The sequence below is a fragment of the Streptomyces phyllanthi genome, assembly GCF_009377205.1.
In the GTDB taxonomy this organism is placed as follows: Bacteria; Actinomycetota; Actinomycetes; order Streptomycetales; family Streptomycetaceae; genus Streptomyces; species Streptomyces phyllanthi.
On record NZ_VJZE01000464.1, the window covers coordinates 1 to 7,090 of the forward strand.

A 7,090-nucleotide genomic window follows, 5' to 3' on the forward strand; every position below is an offset into this window, starting at 1 on the left:
CACCACCGGCGCGGCGAACAGCGGCGCTCACGCGCCCCGCGGCAGGCCTCCGCTCACGCGCTGATCGGCCGCGTCCAGGTGGGTGTCGTACCCGTCACCCGGCACAGCGCCAGGTAGAGGGGGATCGGCGGGGTGTACGGGACCGTGCCGCCGGGCTTGTGGATGAGGTCCGGTACGGACGGGGTGTCCGGCAGGAACGCGCCCGCGGAGTACCGGGCGGGCTCCGGCCACCGCAGGGCGTAGTCGGAGTCGGAGGGCACGATCCACCACCAGTGCTCCCCGTCGGCGTACACACAGCCCACGCGCGGCAGCAGGGGCAGCACCCGGGGACCCAGAGGCGCGGGTACGGCGACCGCGTCGCAGCCCATCGGGGCGGTCATGCCCTCGGGCAGCGCGAGCCGCCGGAGCGCCTGCGGGGTCCGCTGACCGCGCCGCAGGCGGATCAGGGTGTCCAGGCACACCACCGAGGCCGTACGACCCGTCGGGTCCTCACCGGTCGGCGCCCTCACACGCTCCCCCACTCTCGGCCTCGCCCGAGCGGGGTCGCTCCCATGGCCTCGGCCCCACGGGAGGACGTCGCTCCCCCGGCCTCGGTCCCACGGGAGGACTCGGCGCCGCTGCCCCGGTCCTCGGCCGGTGGCTTCTTGGCGCTCCAGCCCAGGTCGGACCGGACCACCGTGTCCCGGTGACAGCCGTCGTCCTGGTGACGGCCGTCGTCCCGGTGGTGGCCGTCATCCCGGTGGTGGCCGTCGGCCCGGTGATGGCCGTCCGCCATGCGCGGGATGGTGTTCAGGGGGCGCGTGGAGGCCGCGGAAGCAGTGGAGTCCGCCGGGCAGGACGCGCTGTCCGAGTCGTCCCCGGCGTGGGGCGCGCGGACGCCGCGGGGCAGGTTCGCCCAGACCAGCAGCCCCGGGCCGGACTCCTGGGCACCCCAGGCCAGGCACATGGCCTCGACCAGGAGCAGCCCCCTCCCGTGCTCCTCCTCCGGCCGCTGCGGCGAGGGATGCGGTTCACCTGGAGCGCACCCCTCGTCGCGTACGGCGATCCGGACGAGGTCGTCACCGTCGAGCAGCTCGCAGACCACACGGCGGCCGGCGGCGTGCACGATCGCGTTGGTGACGAGTTCGGAGACGACCAGCGCGGCCGTGTCGCAGGTGTCCTCGCAGAGCGCCCAGCCGGAGAGCCGGGCTCGCGTCAGCCGCCGGGCGTGGGCCACGGAACCCGGGTGCGCGGCCAGCTCGAAGCGGAAGAGTCGCTCGGCGGCCGCGTCGGGGCGCGCCCCGGCCACCGGTCCAGGTCCGAACCGGTCTGCGGCGGCATCTGTTCCTAAGGGCGCGGCGGGCGGAATCACGTTAGCCACTATCTCCTCGCCTCGAACACTTGGCAAGTGTCACTCTGAAAAATGCAGAGTGCTGTGTGACTCTCTGAACGGTCGTGGCACACTGCTCGCAACAGCATGTGACGCGGCGCCAGTTGGATCCCCGCACGAGTACACAGGTGTGTGAGCACGTAAACACGCACCGGCACGGGCGGGGTTCGAACGGGCGCCGCAGAGCTGTCGAGACAGGGGGAGCAGCACTTACGGGACCAACGTGACCAGGAGCAGGAGGAGGTGCGAGATGAGCGAGCCGCGGTCCGCACCGACGGTCGGTCAGGTCGTCCTCGGCCGACGCCTGTTGGACCTGCGGGAACGGGCGGGTCTCAAACGCGAGGAGGCCGCACGCGTCCTGCGCGTGGCACCCGCCACGGTCCGCCGTATGGAGACGGCCGAGGTCGCCCTCAAGATCCCCTATGTCCAGCTCCTCCTGAAGGCGTACGGGGTCCCGGAAGAGGAAGCCGAGTCCTACGTCCGGCTCGCCGAGGAGGCCAACAAGCCCGGCTGGTGGCAGCGTTTCCACGACATCCTGCCGAACTGGTTCTCGATGTACGTCAGCCTGGAGGGCGCGGCGAGCACCATCCGCTCGTACGAACCCCACTTCGTGCCCGGGCTGCTGCAGACCGAGGACTACGCGCGTGGCGTCCTGGAGTCGGGCGCCATCGGACAGGCCAGCCCCGAGGACATCGAGCGTCATGTGGCGCTGCGCATGCAGCGACAGGGGCTGCTCACCCGTGAGGACGCGCCCCGCTTCTGGATCGTGATGGAGGAGACGGCGCTGCGCCGTCCCGTCGGCGGCCCCGAGGTGATGCGCGCCCAGATCGACAGGCTGATCGAGGCCACGCGGCTGTCCAACGTGACGCTGCAGGTGGCGCCGTTCGACCGCGGGCCGCACCCCGGCACGTTCGGGCCGTTCGTGCTGTTCCGATTCGCCATGCCGGAGCTTCCGGACATGGTCTACAGCGAGTACCTGACCGGCGCCGTCTACCTGGACGCGCGCAACGAGGTGGCGACCCATCTCGAGGTCATGGACCGCATGGCGGCCCAGGCCGCCACTGCACATCGCACGAAGGAGATCCTGCGGGATCTCCGCAAGGAGCTGTGAATGGATCGCATCAAGACCCAGTCCCGCAAGCAGTCGCACATACGCGTCTACAACGGCATGCCCGCCCGCGAACTGGGCAGCGAGGGCTGGCACAAGCCCTGGAGCGGCGGGAACGGCGGCAACTGCCTGGAGGCGATGAAGCTCGCCGACGGCCGGATCGCCGTACGCCAGTCCACCGACCCCGACGGTCCGGCGCTGATCTACACGCCCGACGAGATGAACGCGTTCATCAAGGGAGCGAAGGCGGGGGAGGCCGACTTCCTACTGTCCTGACCGTTCTGAGTGTTTTGTTCAGCTGATTCAGCCAACTTCCCTCGTCAACCCCTTCGTCAACCTCTTCATCAACCCCTTCGTCAACTCCTTCGTAAACTTCCTTGTTTTGCTACTTGATTGAACATGGGACTGATCGAATTGATCTCCAACCACCGCAGAGACTTACGGAGTCACCCATGACCGGGCAGGGCCCCCTGCGGCTCGACACGAGCAAGCCTCATCCGGCACGGACGTACGACTGGTTCCTCGGCGGCAAGGACAACTACCCCGTCGACGAGGAACTGGGCCGAAAGATGCTCGCCCTCGACCCGAGGACGCCGGTGATGGCCAAGGTCAACCGCGCGTTCATGCACCGAGCCACGCGCCGGCTGGCCGAGAGCGGCGTACGGCAGTTCCTGGACATCGGCACCGGCATCCCGACCGAGCCGAACCTGCACCAGGTCGCCCAGCGGGTCGCGCCCGACGCGCGCATCGTCTACTGCGACAACGACCCGATCGTGCTGGCTCACGCGGCGGCCCTGCTGCGCGGCACACCCGAGGGCGTGACCGAGTACGTGCAGGGCGATGTGCGGGAGCCGGACGCCATAGTGGAGCAGGCCAAGGAGGTCCTGGACTTCAGCCGGCCCGTGGCGCTCTCGCTCGTCGCCCTGCTGCACTTCGTCACCGACGAGGACGGCGCGTACGACCTTGTGGACCGGCTGCTGTCCCACCTGCCGTCGGGCAGCTACCTGACGGTGTCGCACGCGACGGCGGACTTCACCCCGGAGAAGTCGAAGGCGGCCGTCGAGACATACCGGGCCGGCGGCATCAACCTGGCGCTGCGCTCCCGCGACGAGGTCGGCCGGTTCCTCCGGAACCTCGAACTCGTCGACCCCGGCGTCTCGCTGGTCGTCGACTGGCACCCCGAGCTGGGCGAGCCCGTGCCCGGGCAGGACGACGACGTGGTTCCGGGATACGGGGCGGTGGGGCGCAAGCCGTGAGTCGGTGAGCCGGTGTGAGGGTGCGCCGGTGTGCGGGTGTGCGGGTGTGCCGGTGGTCGGGGGCCTGGCTGGTCCGGTGGTCGGGGCGTACACGAGTCGCGGCACCGCGCGGCCCGTGCGAGCCTGAGGTTCTGACCGGGTGATCCCCTCGGGCGGGCGCCGGCTCGTGGGCGGCCACCTGGGGGACTCGAAGGAGCCGGGGGGAGACTCGAAAGGACTCGCCCCCCCCCATGACCCCTGCCACCCTGTCACCCGTGCGGCTCGAGGCGTCGCTCGATCCGAAGCTCTCCCGATGGATGTGGCTGGTGAAGTGGTTCCTCGCCATCCCGCACTACATCGTGCTGAGCTTCCTGTGGATCGGCTTCGTCCTGGTGACCATCGTGGCGTTCTTCGCCATCCTGTTCACCGCCCGGTACCCACGAGCACTCTTCGACTTCAGCGTCGGCGTGATGCGCTGGAACTGGCGGGTGAGCTACTACGCCCACACCGCCCTCGGCACCGATCAGTACCCGCCGTTCACCCTCAAGGACGTCCCCGACTATCCGGCGCACTTCGACGTCGTCTATCCCGAGCGGCTCTCCCGGGGCCTGGTCCTGGTGAAGTGGTGGTTGCTGGCGATTCCGCAGTACATCGTTGTCGGGATGCTCGTCGGCGGCTGGGGCGAGGGAACGGGCGGCTGGCGCGGTGGCGGCCTGATCCCCTTCCTCTCACTCGTCGCGGTGGTCATCCTGGCGGTCACCGCCCGCTACCCGGTTCCCCTCTTCGACCTGCTGATCGGCCTGGCCCGCTGGGTCGCCCGCGTGGCGGCCTACGCCGCGCTGATGACCGACAGGTACCCGCCGTTCCGGCTCGACATGGGCGGGCAGTCACCTCCGGCGGCCACGGGCACGGCCACGGGCACGGCGACGGCGGGCGGCTCCGAACAGTGACTTCGCCTGTCTGCCTACACGCCTGTCTACCTACGCCTGTCTACCTACGCCTGTCTACCTACGCCGTCATCGGCCGGTCGTACGGCCCTATGGGCGCCGGAAGCCGTGTCGCCCCGGCCAGACGCCGGTCCACCGCCGCCGCCACGGCCCGCCCCTCCGCGATCGCCCACACGATGAGGGACTGCCCCCGGGCGGCGTCCCCGGCCGCGAACACACCGGGCACGTTCGTCGCGAAGTCCGCGTCACGCGCGATCAGCCCACGCCGGTCGAGCGCGAGCCCGAGCTGGTCGATCAGCCCGTCCCCGCGGTCGGGCCCGGAGAAGCCGAGGGCGAGCAGGACGAGGTCCACGGGGAGCGTGCGCCCCGTGCCCGGCACCGGACGCCGCTCCGCGTCCACCTCGACCAGGTGCAGCGCCCGCACATGCCCGTCCGCGTCCCCCGTGAAGCGGAGCGTCGACGCCGCGAACAACCGCGCGTCCGCGTCCGCCGCCGGCGAGGTCCGCAGGTCCCGCGCCTCCTCGTGCGCCGCCGAGAGCCGGTAGATCTTCGGATACGTCGGCCACGGCTCGACGTCCTCGTCCCGATCCGTCCCCGGCAGCGGATAGATGTCCAGCTGGGTCACCGACGCCGCGCCCTCCCGTACGGTCGTCCCCAGACAGTCCGCCCCGGTGTCACCGCCCCCGACGATCACCACGTGCTTCCCGGCGGCCGACAGCGGCGAGACCTCCAGGTCCCCCTCACACACCCGGTCGGCCAGCGGCAGATACTCCATCGCCTGGTGGATGCCCGCCAACTCCCGCCCGGGCACGTCCAGTTCCCGCCACGCGGTGGCCCCCGTCGCGAGGACGACGGCGTCGTACCGCGCCCGCAGCTCCGCCGCCCCGATGTCCTGCCCGACCGCGGTCGACGTACGGAACTTCGTCCCCTCGGCCCGCATCTGCTCCAGCCGACGGTCCAGGTGCCGCTTCTCCATCTTGAACGCGGGGATGCCGTACCGCAGCAGCCCGCCGACCCTGTCCGCCCGCTCGAACACCGCCACCGTGTGCCCCGCCCGCGTCAACTGCTGTGCCGCCGCCAGCCCGGTGGGCCCGGAGCCGATCACCGCGACCGTCCGCCCGGTCAGCCGGTCCGGCGGCCTGGGCGGCGCGAAACCCTCCTCCCAGGCGCGGTCGGCGATGGCCACCTCGACGTTCTTGATGGTGACCGCGGGCTGGTTGATCGCGAGGACACATCCGGCCTCGCAAGGAGCGGGGCACAACCGCCCGGTGAACTCGGGGAAGTTGTTCGTGGCGTGCAGCCGGTCGCTCGCCGCCCTCCAGTCCTCCCGCGAGACGAGGTCGTTCCACTCGGGGATCAGGTTCCCCAGCGGACAGGCGTCGTGGCAGAACGGGATACCGCAGTCCATACAGCGGTCGGCCTGCCTGCTGATGATCGGCAGCAGCGCCCCGGGGACGTACACCTCGTCCCAGTCCCGCACCCGCTCCTCGACGGGCCGACGGGGCCACTCCTCACGTGGGGTGGTCAGAAAACCCTTGGGATCGGCCATGGCCGTCTTCCCTTACGTAACGTTCGCGTACGGCATGGCCGTACGACCTGCGGACTCGGACTTCGGTCTGCGCGAGGCCGTACGCCTTCGGGCGGCACTCTCTCCCCGCCACGATACGTCGCGGGTGCCGCGTCCGCCCCGGCCGGCGCCGGCCCGTGCCCTCCAGGCCCGTGTGTGCCTGTCCCCTCAGACTGCCCGGGTCGGCGCTTCCGTACCCACCTCGGGTCAGGCTTTGGCCTCAGCTCAGCGCGAGCAGGTACGACAACGCAGCCGCCGCCGACGCGATACCGCGGACGTGGTTCCACGTCGACCACTCGCTCACGTACCCCGGCCAGTACGCGGCGGCCTCCGGCGTGCCCGCCTCCAGCCTGGCGAGGGCCTCGTTGCGCGGTACGTTCGCGGCCACCGTGACCCCGAAACACCCGAACAGATACAGCGCGCTCCCCAGCAGCAGTTCCACCCGGCCCTCGTCCGGCCACAGCACGAAGGTGACCACCGCCAGCACGGCGCACAGTACGGCCGACCCCACGAACAGGAGCATGAAAGGCGGTTTCAGCGCCGCGACGTTGATCGCCTGCATCGCGGCCACGCCCTGCGCGGGCGGCAGATGGGCGAGCCCTCTCATCACGAATACCGAGAACCCGCAGAACACCCCCGCCACCAGGCCGGTCCCGAGCACCCCGAGCACCGTCAGTACGAAGTACGGCCCGTCGATGTACGGCCCATCGATCATGTCCACTCCCGTTTCGCTCCCCCGAATCGGAGGTCCTGTACATGCCCTTGCGGTCACGGTAGGTGAAGTGTCGTACTGGGGCGGTGACCGTGGCCGTTCTGCTGCCCTGGCCTCACATGTCGCTGTCCCTCCGTTTCTGTCTCTGGGGG

At 70.5% G+C, this 7,090-nt stretch carries 8 protein-coding genes; 4 read left to right on the plus strand and 4 right to left on the minus strand.

The annotated features are described in order from the left end of the window. Window positions 1-53 precede the first annotated feature (53 nt). Both FNH04_RS38075 and FNH04_RS38080 read right to left on the minus strand, forming a co-directional pair. Complete coding sequence (locus FNH04_RS38075; protein WP_322725045.1) at window positions 54-509, minus strand: hypothetical protein; 456 nt, start codon at window positions 507-509, stop codon at window positions 54-56. After that, window positions 506-1,288 carry an ATP-binding protein gene (locus tag FNH04_RS38080; RefSeq protein ID WP_386573376.1) on the minus strand — a complete coding sequence of 261 codons (783 nt, stop codon included), beginning with the start codon at window positions 1,286-1,288 and terminating at the stop codon, window positions 506-508. Before FNH04_RS38080 ends, FNH04_RS38075 begins: the two co-directional genes overlap by 4 nt. Before the next feature lie 331 nt (window positions 1,289-1,619). Between FNH04_RS38080 and FNH04_RS38085 the strand changes: the two genes are divergently transcribed. From FNH04_RS38085 to FNH04_RS38100, 4 genes are all read left to right on the plus strand, one after another. Further along, complete coding sequence (locus FNH04_RS38085; RefSeq protein WP_152790403.1) at window positions 1,620-2,480, plus strand: helix-turn-helix domain-containing protein; 861 nt, start codon at window positions 1,620-1,622, stop codon at window positions 2,478-2,480. Beyond that, complete coding sequence (locus FNH04_RS38090) at window positions 2,481-2,753, plus strand: DUF397 domain-containing protein (protein ID WP_152790405.1); 273 nt, start codon at window positions 2,481-2,483, stop codon at window positions 2,751-2,753. A 176-nt stretch (window positions 2,754-2,929) separates the two neighbouring features. Beyond that, window positions 2,930-3,733, plus strand: coding sequence for an SAM-dependent methyltransferase (locus FNH04_RS38095; RefSeq protein WP_152790407.1), 804 nt, complete (start codon window positions 2,930-2,932; stop codon window positions 3,731-3,733). 230 nt (window positions 3,734-3,963) lie between these two features. Further along, window positions 3,964-4,662: a DUF4389 domain-containing protein gene (locus FNH04_RS38100; protein ID WP_152790409.1), complete on the plus strand. Its 699-nt coding sequence runs from the start codon at window positions 3,964-3,966 to the stop codon at window positions 4,660-4,662. A gap of 58 nt (window positions 4,663-4,720) precedes the next feature. On the opposite strand, the gene FNH04_RS38105 is transcribed toward FNH04_RS38100, so the two are convergent. Together FNH04_RS38105 and FNH04_RS38110 are read right to left on the minus strand one after the other, a co-directional pair. Further along, window positions 4,721-6,208: a glutamate synthase subunit beta gene (locus FNH04_RS38105; protein ID WP_152790411.1), complete on the minus strand. Its 1,488-nt coding sequence runs from the start codon at window positions 6,206-6,208 to the stop codon at window positions 4,721-4,723. Window positions 6,209-6,446: 238 nt separating this feature from the next. Then, entirely contained in the window at window positions 6,447-6,941 is a 495-nt protein-coding gene (locus FNH04_RS38110; protein ID WP_152790413.1) for an anthrone oxygenase family protein, read from the minus strand. Window positions 6,942-7,090 lie beyond the last annotated feature (149 nt).

Excerpts from the sequence above, each read along its gene's own strand:
- FNH04_RS38090 (WP_152790405.1), top strand. The coding sequence starts at position 2,481 with ATGGATCGCATCAAGACCCAGTCCCGCAAGCAGTCGCACATACGCGTC.
- FNH04_RS38085 (WP_152790403.1), top strand. The coding sequence starts at position 1,620 with ATGAGCGAGCCGCGGTCCGCACCGACGGTCGGTCAGGTCGTCCTCGGC.
- FNH04_RS38110 (WP_152790413.1), bottom strand. The coding sequence starts at position 6,941 with ATGATCGATGGGCCGTACATCGACGGGCCGTACTTCGTACTGACGGTG.
- FNH04_RS38100 (WP_152790409.1), top strand. The coding sequence starts at position 3,964 with ATGACCCCTGCCACCCTGTCACCCGTGCGGCTCGAGGCGTCGCTCGAT.
- FNH04_RS38095 (WP_152790407.1), top strand. The coding sequence starts at position 2,930 with ATGACCGGGCAGGGCCCCCTGCGGCTCGACACGAGCAAGCCTCATCCG.
- FNH04_RS38105 (WP_152790411.1), bottom strand. The coding sequence starts at position 6,208 with ATGGCCGATCCCAAGGGTTTTCTGACCACCCCACGTGAGGAGTGGCCC.